16 protein-coding genes are annotated in these 19,345 nt (G+C 71.0%); 7 read left to right on the top strand and 9 right to left on the bottom strand.

The window, feature by feature from the left end:
* Positions 1–20 precede the first annotated feature (20 nt).
* On the bottom strand, positions 21–674 hold the full coding sequence (locus AB0G20_RS01455) for a DUF4360 domain-containing protein (RefSeq protein WP_142164152.1): 654 nt from the start codon (positions 672–674) through the stop codon (positions 21–23).
* A 296-nt stretch (positions 675–970) separates the two neighbouring features.
* The gene (locus tag AB0G20_RS01460) at positions 971–1,429 is read right to left on the bottom strand and encodes an Rrf2 family transcriptional regulator (protein WP_010042345.1); all 459 of its coding nucleotides are present in this window, start codon (positions 1,427–1,429) and stop codon (positions 971–973) included.
* Between the two features lie 116 nt (positions 1,430–1,545).
* Between AB0G20_RS01460 and AB0G20_RS01465 the strand changes: the two genes are divergently transcribed.
* Together AB0G20_RS01465 and AB0G20_RS01470 are read left to right on the top strand one after the other, a co-directional pair.
* A complete protein-coding gene (locus AB0G20_RS01465) occupies positions 1,546–4,542 on the top strand; it encodes a beta-galactosidase (RefSeq protein ID WP_361294058.1) in 2,997 nt (998 codons plus the stop codon).
* An 87-nt stretch (positions 4,543–4,629) separates the two neighbouring features.
* Positions 4,630–5,745: a hypothetical protein gene (locus AB0G20_RS01470; protein ID WP_361294060.1), complete on the top strand. Its 1,116-nt coding sequence runs from the start codon at positions 4,630–4,632 to the stop codon at positions 5,743–5,745.
* A 10-nt stretch (positions 5,746–5,755) separates the two neighbouring features.
* On the opposite strand, the gene AB0G20_RS01475 is transcribed toward AB0G20_RS01470, so the two are convergent.
* The 4 genes from AB0G20_RS01475 to AB0G20_RS01490 all read right to left on the bottom strand — a co-directional run bounded on the left by AB0G20_RS01475 (position 5,756) and on the right by AB0G20_RS01490 (position 10,471).
* On the bottom strand, positions 5,756–7,267 hold the full coding sequence (locus AB0G20_RS01475) for an alpha-N-arabinofuranosidase (RefSeq protein WP_361294063.1): 1,512 nt from the start codon (positions 7,265–7,267) through the stop codon (positions 5,756–5,758).
* Between the two features lie 80 nt (positions 7,268–7,347).
* Entirely contained in the window at positions 7,348–8,181 is an 834-nt protein-coding gene (locus tag AB0G20_RS01480; RefSeq protein WP_361294066.1) for a carbohydrate ABC transporter permease, read from the bottom strand.
* Positions 8,178–9,116 (bottom strand): sugar ABC transporter permease, encoded by a 939-nt coding sequence (locus AB0G20_RS01485; RefSeq protein WP_361294069.1) that lies wholly within the window; start codon positions 9,114–9,116, stop codon positions 8,178–8,180. Before AB0G20_RS01485 ends, AB0G20_RS01480 begins: the two co-directional genes overlap by 4 nt.
* Positions 9,116–10,471, bottom strand: a complete 1,356-nt coding sequence (locus AB0G20_RS01490) for an extracellular solute-binding protein (RefSeq protein ID WP_361294073.1) — start codon at positions 10,469–10,471, stop codon at positions 9,116–9,118. Before AB0G20_RS01490 ends, AB0G20_RS01485 begins: the two co-directional genes overlap by 1 nt.
* 249 nt (positions 10,472–10,720) lie before the next feature.
* Here AB0G20_RS01490 and AB0G20_RS01495 point away from each other — a divergent pair, with 249 nt between their 5' ends.
* The 3 genes from AB0G20_RS01495 (at position 10,721) to AB0G20_RS01505 (ending at position 14,218) form a co-directional block, all read left to right on the top strand.
* Positions 10,721–11,332, top strand: a complete 612-nt coding sequence (locus tag AB0G20_RS01495; RefSeq protein ID WP_361294076.1) for a toxin-antitoxin system, toxin component family protein — start codon at positions 10,721–10,723, stop codon at positions 11,330–11,332.
* On the top strand, positions 11,329–12,558 hold the full coding sequence (locus AB0G20_RS01500) for a DUF6545 domain-containing protein (protein WP_361294079.1): 1,230 nt from the start codon (positions 11,329–11,331) through the stop codon (positions 12,556–12,558). The genes AB0G20_RS01495 and AB0G20_RS01500 overlap by 4 nt, the downstream gene beginning before the upstream one ends.
* 259 nt (positions 12,559–12,817) lie before the next feature.
* Entirely contained in the window at positions 12,818–14,218 is a 1,401-nt protein-coding gene (locus tag AB0G20_RS01505) for an FAD-dependent monooxygenase (RefSeq protein ID WP_361294082.1), read from the top strand.
* A gap of 80 nt (positions 14,219–14,298) precedes the next feature.
* Here the strand turns inward: AB0G20_RS01505 and AB0G20_RS01510 are convergent, their stop codons facing one another.
* From AB0G20_RS01510 to AB0G20_RS01520, 3 genes are all read right to left on the bottom strand, one after another.
* Complete coding sequence (locus AB0G20_RS01510) at positions 14,299–15,147, bottom strand: SMP-30/gluconolactonase/LRE family protein (RefSeq protein ID WP_361294085.1); 849 nt, start codon at positions 15,145–15,147, stop codon at positions 14,299–14,301.
* Complete coding sequence (locus AB0G20_RS01515; protein ID WP_361294088.1) at positions 15,144–15,917, bottom strand: IclR family transcriptional regulator; 774 nt, start codon at positions 15,915–15,917, stop codon at positions 15,144–15,146. The genes AB0G20_RS01510 and AB0G20_RS01515 overlap by 4 nt, the downstream gene beginning before the upstream one ends.
* 187 nt (positions 15,918–16,104) lie before the next feature.
* Complete coding sequence (locus AB0G20_RS01520; RefSeq protein ID WP_361294091.1) at positions 16,105–17,064, bottom strand: trypsin-like serine protease; 960 nt, start codon at positions 17,062–17,064, stop codon at positions 16,105–16,107.
* 315 nt (positions 17,065–17,379) lie between these two features.
* Between AB0G20_RS01520 and AB0G20_RS01525 the strand changes: the two genes are divergently transcribed.
* Both AB0G20_RS01525 and AB0G20_RS01530 read left to right on the top strand, forming a co-directional pair.
* Positions 17,380–18,996 (top strand): M6 family metalloprotease domain-containing protein, encoded by a 1,617-nt coding sequence (locus tag AB0G20_RS01525; RefSeq protein WP_361294094.1) that lies wholly within the window; start codon positions 17,380–17,382, stop codon positions 18,994–18,996.
* Between the two features lie 21 nt (positions 18,997–19,017).
* Positions 19,018–19,323, top strand: coding sequence for a hypothetical protein (locus AB0G20_RS01530; RefSeq protein WP_361294097.1), 306 nt, complete (start codon positions 19,018–19,020; stop codon positions 19,321–19,323).
* The last annotated feature ends 22 nt before the right edge of the window (positions 19,324–19,345 follow it).

Consider the following 19,345-nt stretch of genomic DNA (forward strand, 5'->3'; position numbering starts at 1 on the left):
GCGGGCCGCCCCTCACCCCGTCACGACTTCTTCGGGCACTCCTTCCACGCCAGGTGGTACACCGTGCTGATGTCCCCGTCCGTGGAGTCCATCGTCATGAAGCTGACCTTGTCGGCCGACTGGGTGCCGGCGTTGACCCGGAGTTCGGTGTTGATGTTGAAGTTGCGCTGGACTCCGCAGGGTGCGTAGACCAGTTGGGCCCAGTCCGTCTCGTCGGTGGCCTGCCAGTTGTCGTTGAGAGGGCCGCTGAAGGGGTGGTTCTTGTACACCGTGCTGGGCGAGCCCTGGAAGTAGTACGAGGCCCGCTGGGATGCGCTCGCGCCCCGCTGCAGAGAGGCGAATCCCCGGTAGTCCGCGCTCGCGATGGCGTAGGTGAAGCCGCCGGGGACGTGGACCTTCAGATTGAGCTGGCAGTTCCTGCGGAACGCGGTCGGGTCGGAGTTCCCGCCGGCCTGGGCGAGGTAGTCGCTGTAGGTCACCGTGAACGCCGTGTTGTCCTCGGAGACGGCGACCGCTGCCGTGCCCTGCGGACAGCCGGAGCCGTTCACCGTGGCGACCTGGATGATGATCTTGTCCGGGGGCGGGTCGTCGAACCCGGAGGACGGAGTCTGTGCGGGGAGTGCGCTGGTGAGGAGCGCGGCTACCGCGCCGCTCAGAAGCAGGCCACCGGCCATGGTTCTCCCATCCGTGCGTGGGGGGTGGATCGTGACGATGAATGATCATGCGCATGTCAAAGCGGCGCATGAACCCCCGGCCTGTGACCATTCCATGAAGGAGATGTGAAGAGCGGGAGCGGTCGCATCGTACGCAGGCCCGCGGGGGTCGGCCAGGTCGCTCTCCGGCCATTCACACTGGCGGGAATTCACCCGCGTACCGGCAGGCACATAGGGTGCGATGCACCAGTGCGTCAGACCGAGGACATCCCGAGGACGGAATGAGGATCACGCACAGCGCCGCGCACGGCCGCCGCTCAGGGGTTCTCCCAGGCCGCCGGTTCCGCCGCCAGCCGCTCCACCGGCTCCGGCAACGCCCCGGCCGCCAGGTCGGCGATCGTCACGCCCTCCAGGATCCTGCGCACATTGGCGCGCAGGGCGATCCACAGCGGCAGCAGCGGCTCGGCGGTGCCGGAGTAGGCGAGGCCGGTCGGCCGCTCGCCGCGCACCGAGACGATCGGCCCGTCCACGGCCCGGATCACGTCCGCGACCGTGATCTCCGAGGCCTCCCGGGCCAGCCGATAGCCGCCGCCCCCGCCGCGCCGGCTGTCGACGACACCGCCGCGCCGCAGATCGCCGAGGATCCCCTCCAGGAACTTGTGGGGGATGTCCTGCGCGGTGGCGACGGCCTCCGCCTTGACCGGCCCCTCCCCCTGCCGGACGGCCAGTTCCACGACCGCTCGTACCGCGTAGTCCGCACGTGCCGAGATCCTCATAGGACCATTGTCGCCGTCACCCTGTAGACATTGAGCACACGCACCACGCAACACAGCGAGCACACGCACCAGGCACCACGCATCACGCACCGCAAGGCACAACAGGAGGCGCTCCCTTGGAGCTCAGCAGGCGTACCTTCCACGCTCTGGCCGGCACGGCGGCGCTCGGCTTCGCGCTGACCGGCAGCGGGTCGCCGACCTCCGCCAACCCGGCACGCACCGCGCCCACCGGCCCGCCGCCACCGGTGCCGAGCGCGGACGGCAGACGGCACGAGATCGGCTTCGACCACTACTCGCTGCTGGTCGACGGCCGCCGCCTGGTGCTCTGGTCGGGCGAGATGCACCCCTTCCGGCTGCCGAGCCCGTCGCTGTGGCGGGACGTGCTGGAGAAGATGCGTGCCCACGGCTACAACGCCGTCAGCGTGTACGTCGCCTGGAACTACCACTCCCCCGCGCCCGGCCGGTACGACTTCACCGGCGTGCGCGACCTGGACCTTTTCCTGCGGACGGCCGCCGAGACGGGGATGTACGTGATCCTGCGGCCCGGGCCGTACATCAACGCCGAGGTCGACGCCGGCGGCTTCCCCGGCTGGCTGACCGCCACCCACGGCCGGGCCCGGACCTCCGACCCGACATATCTGCGCTATGTCGACGAGTGGCTGACCGCCGTCAACGCCATCGTCGCCAAGCGCCTGTTCACACAGGGCACGGGCACGGTCCTGCTCTACCAGATCGAGAACGAGTACGACGCGCACGTCGACGAGCCGTCCGGGCGCGCCTACATGTCGTACCTGTACGAGAAGGTCCGCGCCGACGGCATCGACGTACCGCTGTTCCACAACGACAAGGGCCGCAACGGCCACTGGGCCCCGGGGTCGTTCGGCACCGGCGGGGAGAAGGGGCGCTGGCTGTACGGGTTCGACGGGTATCCGGAGCCGGACGAGGTGCCGCCGGACTGGGGGTCGTTCGGGACCGGCGGCGCGAAGGGCGGGGCGACGGCCAGTCCGCGGACGCCCGGGTTCGTGCCCGAGTCCGGCGGGGGATGGTTCGATCCGTGGGGCGGGTCCTGGTTCGACGGCAAGGGGTACGCCGAGGCGCGCCGGACCCGGGACGCGGCGTACGAGCGGCGCTTCTACCTCACCAACCTCGCCAACGGCATCACGCTGCACAACGTCTACATGACGTTCGGCGGCACCTCCTGGGGCTGGCTGCCCGCGCCGGCCGTCTACACCTCGTACGACTACGGCGCGGCGTTCGACGAGGCCCGCAACGCCACCCCGAAGCTCGCCCCGATGCACCAGATCGGGCAGTTGCTGCGGTTCGTGCCGGACCTCGCCAAGCTGAACCGGGCGAAGGCCGTGCGCGCCACCGACAAGCGGGTCAAGGTCTACCCCCTGGCCAACCCCGACACCGGCGCCCGCTTCTACGTCCTGCGCAACGACTCCGCCGAGGCGGTCTCCGTGACGCTGCCGGACGCCGGCATCGACGTGCCGGTCACGGTCCCGGCGCGGGACGCCAAGCTGATCGCCGCCGGGCTGAAGCTCGGGAAGCGGACGCTGGTGCACTCCACCGTGCAGCCGATGCTGAGCCTGACCGCCGGGCGGCAGGACATCGCCGTGTTCGCGGGCCGGCGGGGCGACCTCGCGCAGGTCGTACTGGACTGCCCCGACGAGCCGACACCCATGCGGCTGGACGCGGAGCCCGCATGGTCCTGGAACCTCAACAAGCTGAACATCACCGCCCCGCTCGGCGCCGGCGGGCTGAGCCGGGTGCGGGTCGAGGGCGACGGCGTGGACACGCCGATGCTGGTGCTGTTCGCCGACGACGCCACCGCCCTGCGGCTGTGGCCCTACGAGACCCCGTCGGGCCCGCTCCTCGTCTACGGCCCCGCCCTGCTGCGGTCGGCCACCCTGCGCGGCTCCACGGTCCATCTCACCGGCGACACCACCGGGCAGACCGGCCTGGAGGTGTGGGGGCCGCGCGGCATCACCCACGTCACCTGGAACGGGCGGCCGGTCCCCACGCGGATCAGTGCCTCCGGCAGCCTGCTGGCGCTGCGGCCGCTGCCCGGCGTGACCCGGCCGGCCCTGCCCGCTCTGGACGGCTGGCGGCGGCGGGCCGGGAACCCGGAGGCCGATCCGGACTTCGACGACTCGGACTGGACGACGGCCGACAAGGAGACGACCTTCAGCACCACGCCCGTGCCCGACGGGCAGCCCGTCCTGTTCGCCGACGACTACGGCTTCCACTACGGCGACGTCTGGTACCGGGGCGAGTGGACCGGCGCGAACGGCATCGAGTCCGTGTCCCTCGCCTACAGCACGGGCACCCAGGGCCTGCTCATGGCCTGGCTGGACGGCGAGCCGCTGGGCACGCACCGCATGCCGGTCCCGGACAAGGACCGGGCGAGGCAGGGGACGTGGACCGCGAAGGCCGCCTTCGACGTGCCGGAGCAACTGCGGGAGAAGTTCCGTGAGGAGCGGGAGAAGGAGCAGGAGCAGGGCGGGAAGCGCGACCGGCACGTGCTGTCCGTGCTCGTGCGGCGGATGCAGCACGACATGGACGGCAAGGCGCTCGACACGCACAAGGCCGCGCGCGGACTGACCGCCGTCACCTTCGAGGGCGACTCCCCCGAGGTCGAATGGCGGATCCAGGGCACCGCCACTCCCGACCCCGTGCGCGGCCCGATGAACACCGGCGGGCTGCACGGGGAGCGCGAGGGCTGGCATCTGCCGGAGTACGACGACGGGGACTGGAAGGACGCCGAACTCCCCCGGTCCGACCGGCGGCAGGGCGTCACCTGGTACCGGACGGACTTCCGGATGGACGTCGCCCCGGGCGTCGACGCCTCGATCGGGCTCGTCCTCGACGACGACCCGGGCCGGGCCTACCGCGTCCAGATCTTCCTCAACGGCTGGAACATGGGCCAGTACATCAACGACGTAGGCCCGCAGCACACCTTCGTGCTGCCGAACGGGATCCTGCGTACACGTGGGGCCAACACACTGGCGTTGGCGGTGTTGTCCGACGGGACCACACCGTCCGGGCCGGGGGAAGTGCGGCTGACGCTGCTGGGCGCCGCCGCCGGAGGGGTGCCCGTCAAGCAGGTGTGACCGGATCGAGCCGTCCTCGTGCATTGCCTTCTCCGGCACGCTGGTTCACCGTGTTGACCTTCAGGCCGCGACTGGGAGGGGACTCTCGTGCGAAGAAGGCGATTCATCAGCGGATTAGTCGGTGCCGGGGCGGGTCTGGGACTCGTCCCGGCGGGCGGCGGGCCGGTCGCGGCGGCGGCCGGCCGGGTGACCGGCGCGGCCCGCGAGTGGCAGGCCGTGCCGGCGCCGGACGGCACGGCGGCCGCCCAGTTGCGGGACGTCGCCGCCGCCGGGGACGGCCTGGCGTGGACCGTGGGCGAGGAGGGGCGCAGCGGAAGCACCCTCGGCTCCCCACTGGCCCTGGTGTGGGACGGCACGGCCTGGGCGCGGACCGGCCTCGGCCATCTGGGCTTCCGCGGCTACCTGCACTCCGTCGCCGGGACGGGTGCCCGCTCGGCGTGGGCGATCGGCACCGACACGGCAGGCGTCACCCATCTGCTCGCGTGGGACGGCGGAACCTGGCGGGAGACCGACTTCCCCGGCCGCGGCCGGTCCGGCACCTCCCTCACCGGCGTCACGGTCGACCCGGGCGGCGGAGCCTGGTTCTCCGGGCGCACCTCCGACGGCCAACTGCTCCTGCACCACGACGGCACCACCTGGACCTGGCTCCCCGCACCGCCGAGCGCGCCCACGGCCACCCCGTCCGGTGTCCAGCTCACCCCGCGCGGCGACGTCTGGCTGTACGGCGTGGGCATCGTCGCCCGCTGGGACGGCTCGGCCTGGACCGAACTGCCCGCCTACCAGGGCCTGCGCGCCAGCATCACCGGGCTGCTGCCGGTCGCCGACGACGACCTGTGGCTCGTCGGCTACGACTACGGAGTGGGCGGCCCGGTCGGCAAGCCCCCGGGCGTCCTGCTGCTGCACGGCGACGGCAGCACCTGGCAGGGCGTCACCGGACCGTTCGGTGTCGGCATGCTCAACGGGATCGTCGCCGACGCGCAGGGGCGGCCCGACCGGATCGCCGGCTGGGACTTCTGGGACCAGACCCGGGCCCACTACCTGCGCTGGGACGGCACGGCGTGGGTGAGCGAGCGGGGGCCGGCCGCCACGACCCCCGTCGTCATGAACGCCCTGGCGAAGGTGCCGGGTTCGGACGGCTACTGGGCGGTCGGGACGACCTCGACCTCGGCGTCCTCGACCGCCCGGCTGCACATCGAACGCTGACCGGCGGCTGTCACGCCAGCCGGATCACGTTCCAGGACAGCGGCTCCAGGACGGCGCTCAGCGTGCCGTCCTGGAGAGCCGTGCCGTCGACCGGGTGCGGGGCGACCCGCTCGGGGTCGTCGAGGGTGTTGCGGGCCTCGGGGTCGGCGTCCGCGAGGGCGCTGTGCTCGACGACCCGCGTCAGGTCGAGCCCGCTCAGGGCGACTTCGAGCGGCAGGGACTCGGTGCGGCTGCGGTTGACCGCGAAGACGGTGACCGAGCCGTCCTCGGCGCGAACTGCGGTGGCATGCAGCAGGTCGGCCTCGCCGTACTTCTTCGTCTCGTACGTCGGGGAGTCGACCCGGACGTCGAGGACCTCGCCACGGCCGTACTGCGAGGCCTGGGCGAATGGGAAGAACGTCGTCTGGCGCCAGGCCGGACCGCCGGGCTCCGTCATGATCGGGGCGATGACGTTGACGAGCTGGGCGAGGCAGGCGACCGTGACGCGGTCGGCGTGGCGCAGCAGGGCGATCAGGAGCGAGCCGAAGACGACCGCGTCCATGACGCTGTAGTTGTCCTCCAGCAGGCGGGGGGCCTCCGCCCAGTCCCGCGCGCCGGAGTTCTCGATCGCGTGCCACTCCGAGATGTACCAGACGTTCCACTCGTCGAAGGAGAGGTTGATCTTCTTCTTGGACTTCAGCTTCGCGCCGATGTGGTCGGCCGTGGCGACCACGTTCTCGATGAAGGACTCCATGTCGACGGCTGAGGCCAGGAAGGAATCGACGTCGCCGCCCTCGGGCTGGTAGTAGGCGTGCAGGGAGATGTAGTCGACGAGGTCGTACGCCTCCTCCAGGACCGTCGCCTCCCACGCGGCGAAGGTCGGCATGGACTGGCTGGAGGAGCCGCAGGCGACGAGTTCGACGCCCGGGTCGATCTGCCGCATCGCGCGGGCCGTCTCGGCGGCGATCCGGCCGTACTCCTCCGCCGTCTTGTGGCCGGTCTGCCAGGGGCCGTCCATCTCGTTGCCCAGGCACCAGAGGTTGATGCCGAAGGGGTCCTTGTCGCCGTGCGCGGCACGGAGGTCGGACAGGGCCGTGCCGGCGGGGTGGTTGGCGTACTCCTGAAGTTCGAGGGCCTCGGCGACACCCCGGGTGCCGAGGTTGAGGGCCATCATGGGCTCGGCCTGGGGGCCGACCTTCTTCAGGAAGGCGATGTACTCGGAGAGGCCGAAGCGGTTGGTCTCGGTGGAGCGCCAGGCGAGGTCGAGGCGGCGGGGGCGGTCCTCGACGGGGCCGACGGAGTCCTCCCACTTGTATCCGGAGACGAAGTTGCCGCCGGGGTAGCGGATGGCGGTGACGCCGAGTTCGCGGACGAGGTCCAGGACGTCCTGGCGGAGGCCTGCCGCGTCCGCCGTGGGGTGGCCGGGTTCGAAGATGCCGGTGTAGACGCAGCGGCCGAGGTGTTCCACGAAGCTGCCGAAGAGGCGAGGGTTGACCTCGCCGACCGTGAAAGCGGGGTCGAGGGTGAAGCGGGCCGTGTGCATGTTCGCCTTTCGGGGTTCAGTTGCGTCTGCAGGTGGTTCGTGGCTGGTCGCGCAGTTCCCCGCGCCCCCAAGAAAAACAGCTACTGCCCTGCCAAGCCTGTATGCGCCACGCCCGCCACGATCTGGCGTTGGAAGAACACGAACACGATGATCAGGGGCAGGCCCGCCATGAGACCGCCGGCCATGAGCTGGGCCCATTGGATGCCGTAGGAGTTCATCACGGTGGCGATGCCGTTCGGCATGGTCATCAGGTCGGGGTTGTTGGTCACCATGTACGGCCAGAGGAAGTTGTTCCACGAGGCGATGAAGGTGAAGATGCCGACCGCCGCCAGGGAGGGGCGGGAGAGCGGGAGGACGATGGTGAAGAAGACGCGCCAGCGGCCCGCGCCGTCGATGAAGGCGGCCTCCTCCAGTTCGCGCGGGATGCCCTGGAAGAACTTGTAGAGGATGTAGACCATCGCGGCGGGCGCGCACTGCGGCAGGATCATCCCCCAGTACGTGTCGACCATGCCCATCTGCTGGACCGTGGTGAACAGCGGCACGCCGAGGACCGCGGGCGAGATCATCAGGCCCGCCATGACCAGGCCCATCAGGACGCCCTTGCCGCGGAACTCCGTGCGGGCGAAGCCGTAGCCGGCCAGGGCGCTCACCAGCAGGACGACGAACGTCACGCAGACCGAGACGACCAGGGAGTTCACGAACCAGTTGGTGATGTTGCCGGAGTCGAACAGGGCCTTCCAGGCCTGGCCCGTCCAGTCCTCGGGGAGCCAGTGCGGCGGGACCTCCACCGCCTCGGTCTCCGACTTGAGCGAGGTGAACAGGCCCCAGGCGAAGGGGGCGAGGAAGACGATCGACACGGCCGCACCGAGGAGGGTGAGCAGGATCTGGCTGGGCGTCCACGCCTTGGTGGTCATCGGGCGCTCTCCTCACGGTTGCGCAGCAGCCACATCCTGGCGAAGGCGACGGCCGCGATGATCACGAAGAAGATGACGGAGATCGCGGAGGCGTAGCCCACGCGGTAGCTGGTGAAGCCCTCTTCGAGGGTGTACTGCACGAAGGTGCGGGTCGACCCCTCGGGTCCGGGGAGGAAGTCCATCATCACGACGGCCTGGTCGAAGACCTGGAGCGAGGCGAGGACCTGGAGGGCGATGACCAGGCCGGTGATGTTGCGCAGCATCGGCAGGGTGATGTGGACCATGCGGTGCCAGGCGTTCGCACCGTCCAGTTTGGCGGCCTCGTAGAGGTGGTCCGGGATGCCCTGGAGGGCGGCGAGATAGAGCAGGAAGCTGAAGCCGACGGTCCACCACAGGGTCGCGATGACGATGGCGAGCATCGCGTAGGACGTGTCGGTCAGCCAGGGCGTCTCGATGCCGAAGACGTAGTTGATCATTCCGGTGCCGGGGTTGAACAGCCACTGCCACAGGTTGGCCGCGACCGTGGACGGCAGCAGGAACGGGGCGAAGAAGCAAAGCCGCCACAGCCATTTGCCGCGTTCGATGTGGTGGGCGAGCATCGCGAGGAGGAACGCGAGGACGGTGATGCAGGGGACGACCAGGAGCGTGAAGTACGCACTGTGGCCGAGGGACTCCCACACCAGGGGGTCGTCGAGGGCTTCGCGGTAGTTGTCGAGGCCGACGAAGCTCGCGCCCTCGCCCGTGATGTTGGCGTCCGTGAAGCTGAGGTAGACGCCTCTCAGGAGCGGCCAGATCACGAACAGGGCGAAGAGCACCAGGAACGGGGCGACGAACCAGCCGCCGTGCTGGAAGCCCTGCTTGCGGCGGAGGGTGGCGCTGCCGGCGGCGGTCTTCGCGCGTGCGGGTGCGGCGACGGTGTGGGCGCTGGTCGCCATCAGGCGGCACCTCCTTCTGCGGCTGTCTTCCCGTCCATGGGGTTCTTCGTGGTGAGGAGCCGGGTGAGCGCCTTCCTCATGCGCTCGGCCGCGGCCTCCGGTTTGGCGGAGCCCGTCGTCGAGGAGACGACGATCGGGCCGACGCGCTGGGCGAGGATGCCGGTGGATCCCGCGAACCACACCTTCGGCTCGGTGGCCTGGTGGTCCATGGCGGAGACGTACTCGCTCTGCGGGTCCAGCTTCTTGTACGCCGCCGTGGACAGGGTGGGGGTGTACGCGGGGATGTGGCCGCCCGCCGCCCACTGCTGGGCGTGCTGGACGACGTAGGCGGCGAGCTGGTGTGCGGCCTCGTTGGTGGCGCCGCCGCGGTCGGACTGGTGCGGCAGGACGAAGGAGTGCGACTCGGCGTGGGTGGCCTGCCGGCCGAAGACGGGTGGCAGTGGGGTCGCTCCGTAGTCGAGCTTCGCTCCTGAGTAGACCGGGACCGACCAGTTGCCCTCCCAGACGAAGGGGGAGCCGTTGAGGAACTGTTCGGCGCTCGCGAGGCCCCCGAAGCCCGGGTCGGAGTACCCGTCGGTGACGTGCCGGCGCAGGAACTCCAGGACCTGGACGGCCTTGTCGGTGTCGAAGGTGACCTCGGTGTTCGCGGCGTTGAACCAGGTGCCGCCGAGCTGGGTGTAGAAGGCGACGAAGAACCACCACTGGAAGTTCTGGTCGCTGTTCCACATGCCGATGGTCTGGAGCCCCTTCTTCGTGGCCCGCTTCGCCTCCTTCAGCACGTCGAACCACTCGTCGGGGGAGGTGACCGGCACGATCCGGCCGTCGTCGCCGAGCAGCCCGGCCTTCTTGAGCACGTCCTTGCGGTAGAAGCAGAGCTGGACGTGGATGTCGAGCGGGAGGGCGTAGAGCTTGCCGTCGATGACGCCGCGCTTCCACAGGGTGGGGTTGTAGTCCTGCTCCCGCACGCCGTACTTGGCGAGCAGGCCGACGTCCCAGGGGTCGAGGAGGCGGCCGGGTGAGAAGCCGGTGACGCGGCCGAGGTGCATGACGCCGAGGTCGGGGGCGCGGTTGCCCGCGGCCGCCATGGCGAGTTTGGTGTAGAAGGGGCTGCCCCACTGGAGCGTGGAGTCCTTCACTGCGATGTCCGGGTTCGCCTCACGGAAGGCGTCCAGCATCGCGATCATGTTGGCGCCGTCGCCGCCGCTGAAGAGGTTCCAGTAGCGCACGCGCGTGTCGGCGCCGACGGCGAGTGCGTCGGCTCCGGTGCCGAGCGCGGCGAAGCCGAAGCTGCTCGCGACGATGAGTCCGCCGAGCCCTCCGAGAAGCTGCCTGCGATTCAGGTCAGGTCGTCCCATGCCCCGCCCTTACGATCGATGACCAGAAACCGTTCGGTATTTCGGATGGCGCTCGCTACTTCGAACGGGACCGTAAGTTCGAAGCGCTTGCGCGTCAATGGTCCGGCCCGACTTCGGTCAGGACTTTCCGGGCAGAAACGGTCGTTCTCCGTTGAACATCGGACGTCGGATCGCATGACGCGCACACTTTCGGGCGCGTAGTCTCGGACGCGCCGCAAGGCCGTCGGCCGGTGCTGAGAAGGGGGAGCGATGGACATCGCGGGCGCGCGGATCAGGGCCGCCCGAGTCACCGCCGCGCTCAGGCGCTCACGCAGTGGCTCAGCCATGCGCGGCCTGGCCGCCGAGCTCGCCACCGCGGTGCGGAAAAGACCCCAGCACCCCACCGACGTACGGTCCTTGTGCCGGGCACTGTGCGAGGAGATGAGCAGCCGGCGCGGCGGGCGGCCCGTCGAGCTGCGCTTCGAGCGTTTCCCGGACGAGATCGAAGTGACCGGCCTGTGGGTGGAGTTCCAGGACTTCGACCTCGTCATCGTCGAGGAACGGGCCGAGGCCGTGCAGCAGCTGGTCATCCTCGGGCACGAGCTGTGGCATCTGCACGCGGGGCACGGGCATCACCACGGGGCGGGTGCGGCGGCGGCCCACGCGTTCGCCGACCGGCCGGGGTGGGAGGACGTCGCGCTGGCGGTGGCCGCCCGCAACGGCTCCCGGGAACGGGACGAGGCCGAGGCCGACGCCTTCGGACACCGGCTGGCGGCGGGGTGCCGGGCGCTGCTGCCGGGTGGGCGCGGGCCGGACGTACCCCTCGAACCCGTGCAGCGGTCGCTGGGCTACCGGGGGCCGCGAGGAGGTGCGGCGCCGTGACGACGGTGGCGCTGACCCCGGCCGAGTTCGTCAACCAGTTCTACCCGAACTTCTGGTGGATCCCCGCGGGGGTCCTGGCCGCCGCCCTGGCCATCAAGCTGCCGAGCATCATCCGGCTCTGGAAGGACCCGATGCTGCGCGCGGTCGGCGGGCTTCTGCTGCTCGCCTGCGCGGTGTTCGTCTTCGTGGCGCCGTCGACGATCGCCCGGGTCAACCGGCTCACCGGAGTGGCGAACTTCTCCGGCCCCTGGGTCTACTCGCTGCTCACCGCGTTCTGCGCCTTCTGCCTGCTGCTGATCATCTCCTGGCGCAACGGCCTGTCCGACCGCTCGGACCGCACCCGGCGCGCGATGCGCGGGGTCATGGCGGTCTACTCGGGCGTGATCGTCGCGATGTGGGTGCTGTTCGCCCTCGCGGACGTGCCGGTGGAGCGACTGCGGGATCTCGACACGTACTACGCGAACACCCCGTACATGCGCGAAGTGATCGTGCTCTACCTGCTCGCGCACACCGTGGCCGCGCTGGTCACCAACGGGCTGATCTGGAACTGGGTCCGCACCGACGGGCTCGACTCGCTGCTGCGCTGGGGGCTGAAGTTCCTCGGCGTGGGCTATGCGGCGCAGTTGTTCTTCGACGCCGCCAAGATCAGCGCCGTGGTGGCCCGTTGGTCCGGGCGGAACCTGGACTGGCTGAGCACGGCCGTCGCCCCGCCGCTCGCCTGCCTGTCCGCCGTGCTCATCGCGGTCGGCTTCATCCTCCCGCACGCCGGGCAGTACCTGCACGGCCGCTGGCACGTCCGGCTCGCCCACCACGAACTGCGGCCGCTGTACCTGCTGATGAAGACGGTCAACGGCACAGGGGTCCCGTTCCTGCTGCGCGCGTCGCCGGAGCTGCGCCTGGTCCGCCGGGAGACGTTCATCCGCGACGTGCTGCTGCCGCTCGCCCGGCACATCGACGAGGACCGGCGCGAACGGTTCCACGACGCCGCCCTCGCCCTCGGCCACCCGCCCGACCTGGCGAAGGCACTCGCCTCCACCGCGGCGATCCTGGACGCGGCCGACGCCAGGAACCGGACACGGGAGGACGACGGCACCGGTGCCCGTGACACCACGGACCTGCTGCGCGAGATCGGCGCCGTGTCCCGGGTCCTGCGCCGCACGGAGGACCTTCGGGCGATCCGCACCCTGGCGCGTGACCACACGGACGGCAAGTCGCTCACCGGCTGACCACGCCCCGGGGTTGCCCCCGGCGGCCACGGGTGCCGTGTCCGGCCGCGGCCGGTGCCCGCCGGCCGAATGCACGGACGAGACCCGCACGGGGTCGCGGGCACGGTACGTGAAGGTACGGTGAGAGCCGTCCGGGGCGAGGCCCGCATGGCTCGAAACCGGTGCCGGCGGACGGTGTTGTGCGCCGCACGGCTGTGGCCGGACGACGGGGAATGCCCTCAGGGCGGAGGAGCCTTCATGGCTGAGTGCGGGGAGTCGCATGTCGCGTAGAGCTGTCGTCATCGGTGCGGGGCTGGCCGGCATGCTGGCCGCGGCGGCCCTGTCCGCCGTCGCGGACGAGGTGGTCGTGCTCGACCGCGACGATCTGCCCGAGGGGCCGGAGCACCGCAAGGGGCTGCCGCAGGGACGCCACGCGCATCTCCTCATGGCCGGCGGCCTGGCCCCCATGGAGGACCTGGTGCCGGGCGTGAGCATGCGCAAGCACCTGCTCGCCGCCGGTGCGCACGAGATTCCGCTCGGCTCGGGCATGGTCGCCCTCACGCCCGAGGGCTGGTTCCGGCGCTGGCGTCACCCCGGGCCGCGGATGCTGACCTGCACCCGGGCCCTGCTCGACTGGGCGGTGCGGGGCGCCGTGCTGGACAACACCGGGGTGGTGATCCGCAAGGCGCGGGTGCTGGAGCTGACGGGGTCGCGGCAGCGGGTGACCGGGGTCCGTCTCTCGACCGCCGCCGGGGAGGAGGACCTCGCCGCCGACTTCGTGGTGGACGCGAGCGGACGTGGCTCGCGGATCGTGACCTGGCTGGCGCGGCTGGGCGTCGACGACGTGCGCGAGAAGACGGTGGACGCCGGCCTGGTGAACGCCACCCGTCTCTACCGAACTCCGGAGGGGGCCGGGCGTTTCCCCCTGACCATGGTGCAGGCCGATCCGTATCAGGGACGGCCCGGCCGCAGCGGCATGGTGCTGCCGATCGAGGGCGACCGCTGGATGGTCAGCCTCGCCGGCACGCGGGGCGGCGGCGAACCGCCGTCCGACCCGGACGCGTTCCTCCGGTACACCCTGGACCTGCCCGACCCCATCGTGGGCCGGCTGATCTCCGGTGCGGAACCGCTCACCGACGTCCATGTCAGCCGCAGCACCAGCAATCACCGCCGGTACCTGGAGAAGACTCGCTCCTGGCCCGACCGCCTCGTCGTCCTCGGTGACGCGCTGGCCACGTTCAACCCCGCCTACGGACAAGGGATGTCGGTGGCCGCGCTGGGCGCCCGGGAGCTGGACCGCGAGCTGCGGCGGTCCGGCCTCGGCGAGCCCGGTCTCGCCCGGCGGGTGCAGCGACGGGCGGCCAGGCCGGTGGATGCCGCGTGGACGATGGCGGTGAGCCAGGACGTCTGGTACCCCGGCACGCGCGGGGGCTCGCCCGGGGTCGCCGACCGTCTGGTCACCGCCTACACCCGCCGCATGATCCGCACGGCGACCGGCTCGTACACGGCGGCGTCGGCGGTCTGGGACGTGATGAGCATGACGACGAGGCCGACGCGGCTGCTACGGCCCTCGACGGTACTGGCGACGCTGAGCGGGCCGCCGTTGCCGGCGGCGGTCGGGGCGCCGCTGACGGAGGACGAGCGGGCGGTCCTGCGGCGGCTGGACCGGACGGGACGCTGAGGCGAGGGCGGTCCGGCCCGCCCCGTCCGCGCGTACTCACGCGTGCGGGCGGCGCGGGGACGCGGCCGCCCTGTCCCTCGTCAGCCGGCGAACGCGGGCTGTGCCTGTCCCTTGCCCGCCCCGGGCACCACGAACAGGGATCCCGCCAGCGCGGGCGGATCGGTCAGCCCCACACGCGCGGTCGTCACGTACAGGTCGGTCAGGTCGGGCCCGCCGAACGCGCAGGCCGTCACCAGCGGCACCGGCAGCTCGATCACCCGGTCCAGCTCACCGCCGGGTGTGTACCGCCGCACCGCCGACCCCTGCCACAGGGCGACCCACACGCACCCCTCGGCGTCCACGGTCAGGCCGTCCGGGAAGCCCGCGCCCTCCTCGATCCCGGCGAGGGTGCGCCGCCCGGAGATCCGCCCGTCCGCGTAGTCGAAGACGTCGACCCGGCGGGTCGGGGTGTCGATGTAGTACATGAGCCGGCCGTCGGGGCTCCAACCCGTGCCGTTGCTGACGGCGACGTCGTCGAGCACGACGTCCACGGTGCCCTCGCCGGTGACGCGGGACAGCGTGCCGCCCCCCGGTGCCTCGTCGTAGCGCATCGTGCCCGCCCACAGCGCGCCGTCGGGCGCGACGGCGGCGTCGTTGGCACGGCGGCCGGGGACCGGCTCGTGGTGGAGCCAGCGGAAGCCGCCGTCGGGGTCGAGGAGACCGACCCCGTCGCGCAGGTTCAGCACCAGTCCGCCGCCGGCGCGCGGCTTGACGGCGCCGATGTGCTGTTCCGTGCGGCGGACGGTGCGGCGCCCGGTGGCCGGATCGTAGGTGTGCAGGCGGGAGCCGAGGATGTCGATCCACAGCAGCCGGCCGGCCGCCGCGTCCCAGGTGGGTCCCTCACCGAGCTCGGCCTCGGCCCGCACGGCGACCTCGTAGGGCCTCGTCATGCCATGCTCCGGTGGCCGAGGTGCTCGGACAGCTCGGCGGCGCCCTTGGCGGCGAGCTGCTCCAGCTCGGCGCGGCGCTCCTCGCTCCAGCGGATCATGGGCACCGAGATCGACAGGGCGGCGACCACCTGCCCGGTGCGGTCGCGGACCGGCGCGGCCACGCAGGACACGTCCGGGTTGGACTCGCGGTTCTCCACGGCGAGGCCCCGCTCACGGATCTCGGCCAGGGCCTCGCGCAGGGCGCCCGGGTCGGTGATGCTGTTGGGGGTCATCGCGACCAGCTGGGCGTTGTCCGGGATGCGCGCGGTGAGCTCCGGCTCGGGAAGGGAGGCCAGCAGCATCTTGCCGACGGAGGTGCAGTGGGCGGGCAGCCTGCGGCCGGCCGCCGACACCATCCGCACGGCATGCGTGGAGTCGACCTTGGCGATGTAGATGACGTCCGTGTCCTCCAGGATCGCCACGTGCACGGTCTCGTCGCAGGTCTCGGCGACGGACCGGGCGACCTGCTGCCCCTCGGCCGCGAGGTCGAGCTGCTCGGAGTAGCGGGCGCCGAGCTGGTACGGGCGTACGCCGAGCCGGTAGCGTCCGGGCTGACCGGTCATCGGGACGATGTACTTCCGGGCGGCGAGCGTGGTCACCAGCTCGTGCACGGTGGTGCGCGGCAGCTGGAGCTTGCGCACGATGTCGGGGGCGGAGAGCGTCCCGTCTCCGTCGAGAAAGAGCTCGAGAATGTCGAGAGCCCGGGTCACGGCTGGTACGAGGCGTCCCACGACCGGCACCCTCCCTAATATGTCTCAGGCGCCTGTGTTCGAGATTTCAACAGGCGATCGGCATGACGAACACAGGCTAGCCATAGAGGTATGTCCGGGCAATGGGCAGAGGCACGCAATGGTCAGACACACACCGGCAGGAGCCGCGTTCCTGCGGCGGCTCCTGCCGGTGCACAGGGGGCCGTGATCAGGGGAAGTCGGCCCTGGCCTTGTTGACGAGCCGGGTCAGGTTGTTGCCCCCGGCGATGGCGTTGTAGTTGCCGAAGACGCCACCGTTGGCGCCGGCGCTGGCCACGCCGACCACGAAGGGGCCCTCGGGCCAGAAGCCGAAGACCGGGCTGCCCGACATGCCCTTGACGAAGTCGCCGGTCTTGGTGATCAGCATGCGGCCGCCGCCCAGGTCGAAGTCGTCCTCGTCGAGGAAGAAGCCGGTCTGGAAGTTCGCCGCCGTGGCGTGGAGGAGCGGCTCGTAGGCGATGTTGAACCAGTTCGCCGTCTCGTTGTCCCAGCCGGCGTCGTAGGTACGGCAGCCGAAGGATCCGAAGCTGTCGCCCAGCCTGCGGTCCAGCATCACGATCGCGTAGTCGTCGTCGGCGTTGCTGTGGGTCACGTCCACGATGTGCTCGTAGGCCATGATGTGGGTCGCTCCGGCGGCGGCGATCTGAGTGGCTCCCTGGACCATGGTCACGGAGACGGTGAGCTGCTGCCAGTCGATGCAGTGGCTGGCGGTCAGGACGTGCCGCGGTCCGATCAGGGCGCCGGATCCGCCGTTCGACCCGGAGAAGACGTGACAGGCCAGCACCCAGGGGAAGGACCGGTCGTCGTAGACGCGCCGGCCGTCGGGGTTGAAGACCAGGAGCGGTTCCAGTTCCTGTCCGGCGAAGACCAGCTGGGGAGGTTCGCCGACCTGGAAGCGGTTCGGTTCGACGCGGATGCCGTCCTGTCCGTTCGGCATCGACGGCATCAGATGGGGCGCCGGCTGCTCCTCGGCCGTCGGGGCCGGCACGGCGACGACCGTCGACTTGGGCAGTTCGACCGGCTTGGAGCCGTTGGGGTCCGGGGCATCGTGCTGGGGGACGAGGAGAGGGGAGGTGCGGATCTCCGCGGCGGAGAGCGGAGGGCGGTTCGAGTCCGGGGTGCCAGGCATGAGGGTGCTCCACGGATAGTGTGCCGGTGGAGGGGCGCGGGGGGTGACGCGTGCGAGGGTCCGCGCTGTGGGGATCGGGGACGACCCCATGAAGTTGAATGTTGTGCCGTCCTGTTGAGGACTTCGCGCGGGGCGGCCGGCCCGGCGCTCCCTTCCATCAAACCTCGTTTTCGCCCACCGCGCATATGCACACCGGGGGCCGTGCGGCGGGGAGATGAGCCTGCGCGCGAGTGGGCCGGGGACTGCGGTTGCGGCGGCCCTGGGCGCGTGCGTGACTGGCACCAACCCCACTTCCCCGCATCGAGGGGCACCACCATGTCCGATCACCTCCCCCACCGCACCGGCGCAGTCTGGTCCGACTTCTGCGCCGTGTCCCCCAGTCCCGAACTGCGCGAGCGGTTCCAGGAAGAGCGGCAGCGCGTCGAGTCCGCCTCGTCGCTCGGCGGCCGGTTCGTCATGGGCGGCGGGCCGCGCTACCCCGGTCTCGACGACGGCATGATCAAGCCGGCCCAGGAGTACCCCATCGGCACTCCGCGTGAGTCCATCGCCGCCGCGGCGGCCGAACGCGCCCCGCTCACCGGTGCCGTGCGCGTGGTCGTCGTCCTCGCCGACTTCTCCGACAAGGAGATGACGGCCGATCAGGAGCACTTCGAGAAGCTGTTCTTCTCCCTCGGCGCCATGGAGCACGGCAGCGTCCGGGAGTACTTCCGTGAGGTGACACACGGTCTGGTCGACATCGTCGGCGAGGTCGTCGGTCCCGTGCGGCTGCCGCAGAAGCTCTCCTGGTACGCGAACGGCAACTTCGGCATCGGCCGTCCCTCCGGGGCTCCCAGGGCGCACTTCATGGCCCGGGACACCGCGGTCACCGCCGACCCGCAGATCAACTACGCGCCGTACGACAACGACGGCAACGGCTTCGTCGACGCCTTCATCGTCGTGCACGCGGGGAAGGGCGGCGAGGTCACCGGCGACCCCGGCGACATCTGGTCGCACAAGTGGGTCCTGCCGAGCGCCTACAACGCGGACGGTGCGCGGATCTTCGCCTACCTGACCATTCCCGAGGACGCGAAGATCGGTGTGTGCGCCCATGAGCTGGGCCACCTCGTGTTCGGCTTCCCGGACCTGTACGACATCGACGGCACGTCGGAGGGCGTCGGCAACTGGTGCCTGATGAGCGGCGGTTCATGGGGGCTCGACGGCGAACGGCCAACCCACCCGTCGGCCTTCTGCAAGGTCGACCAGGGCTGGGCGACGGTGGTCAACGTCACCGGCCCCGCCAACCTCTCGCTGCCCGACGTGAAGAACAGCCACCAGGTGCACCGGCTGTGGACCGGCGGGCTGCCCGGCAGCGAGTACTTCCTGCTGGAGAACCGGCAGCAGACCGGCTACGACGCCTCGCTGCCCGCGTCGGGGCTGCAGATCTGGCACATCGACGCGCACCAGCCGGACAACTCCGACGAGACCCACTACATGGTGGGCCTGGTGCAGGCCGACGACGCGCAGGACCTGGAGCACGGAACGAACCGCGGTGATCCCGGCGACCCCTACCCCGGAAGCACCAACAACACCGCCTTCGGCCCGGCGACCGCTCCGAGTTCGCACTCCCACGCGGGCGCCCCGACCGGCGTCTCCGTCACCGGCATCTCCGCGTCCGGCCCCACCATGACGGCCACCGTCGACGTCACTGTGCCGGGCCCCGTCCACCTGCCCGTCCACGCCGGTGCGTCACGCGCGGAACCGGCCGCCGAGACCGGTCTGCCCGAGATGGTCCACGCCCTCCGGGCCCGGCTGGAGGCGCTGGAGCAGACGGTGGGGGAGGCGCGCAGGCCGGAGCCGCTCGCCGCGGCCGGCTCGCGACCGGAGTTCAACGGCGCGCCGGGCCCGGTAAAGGAGACCATCGGCGGCAGGGTCCACACCTATCGCCGGCCGTAGGAGACACCCGGAGGTGACCTCATGGTGCAGGCGATCGAGAACCTCACCGCGCTGACCACCCGCCTGGTCACCTCGCAACCCCATCCGCGGCTGAAGGGCTGGGACCGGCTGGTCGTCGACGTGCTCGACGCCCGGCCGGTCGCCGGCCGGGCCGACCTGCTGTCCCGGTACGTGGGCGAGCGCCTGGAGCTTGCGGTGCCCGGCGCACTGGTGGCGGGCCTGCCGCCGGGGACCGTCATCCGGCTCAGGGCGAAGCTCGCCGGAGGCCACGCGATGGCCGAGAAGCAGCCGCCGCCGGGCATGTTCGTGACCGAGCCGCCCCGCTGAGAAAGGTGCCCCGCACAGAGAG

It is taken from the genome of Streptomyces sp. NPDC024017, from assembly GCF_040638895.1.
Taxonomy (GTDB): Bacteria; Actinomycetota; Actinomycetes; order Streptomycetales; family Streptomycetaceae; genus Streptomyces.

Coding starts and splice junctions, on each gene's coding strand:
- AB0G20_RS01495 (WP_361294076.1), top strand. CDS start 10,721: ATGGACATCGCGGGCGCGCGGATCAGGGCCGCCCGAGTCACCGCCGCG.
- AB0G20_RS01530 (WP_361294097.1), top strand. CDS start 19,018: ATGGTGCAGGCGATCGAGAACCTCACCGCGCTGACCACCCGCCTGGTC.
- AB0G20_RS01490 (WP_361294073.1), bottom strand. CDS start 10,471: ATGGGACGACCTGACCTGAATCGCAGGCAGCTTCTCGGAGGGCTCGGC.
- AB0G20_RS01475 (WP_361294063.1), bottom strand. CDS start 7,267: ATGCACACGGCCCGCTTCACCCTCGACCCCGCTTTCACGGTCGGCGAG.
- AB0G20_RS01525 (WP_361294094.1), top strand. CDS start 17,380: ATGTCCGATCACCTCCCCCACCGCACCGGCGCAGTCTGGTCCGACTTC.
- AB0G20_RS01505 (WP_361294082.1), top strand. CDS start 12,818: ATGTCGCGTAGAGCTGTCGTCATCGGTGCGGGGCTGGCCGGCATGCTG.
- AB0G20_RS01460 (WP_010042345.1), bottom strand. CDS start 1,429: ATGAGGATCTCGGCACGTGCGGACTACGCGGTACGAGCGGTCGTGGAA.
- AB0G20_RS01455 (WP_142164152.1), bottom strand. CDS start 674: ATGGCCGGTGGCCTGCTTCTGAGCGGCGCGGTAGCCGCGCTCCTCACC.
- AB0G20_RS01485 (WP_361294069.1), bottom strand. CDS start 9,116: ATGGCGACCAGCGCCCACACCGTCGCCGCACCCGCACGCGCGAAGACC.
- AB0G20_RS01510 (WP_361294085.1), bottom strand. CDS start 15,147: ATGACGAGGCCCTACGAGGTCGCCGTGCGGGCCGAGGCCGAGCTCGGT.
- AB0G20_RS01520 (WP_361294091.1), bottom strand. CDS start 17,064: ATGCCTGGCACCCCGGACTCGAACCGCCCTCCGCTCTCCGCCGCGGAG.
- AB0G20_RS01480 (WP_361294066.1), bottom strand. CDS start 8,181: ATGACCACCAAGGCGTGGACGCCCAGCCAGATCCTGCTCACCCTCCTC.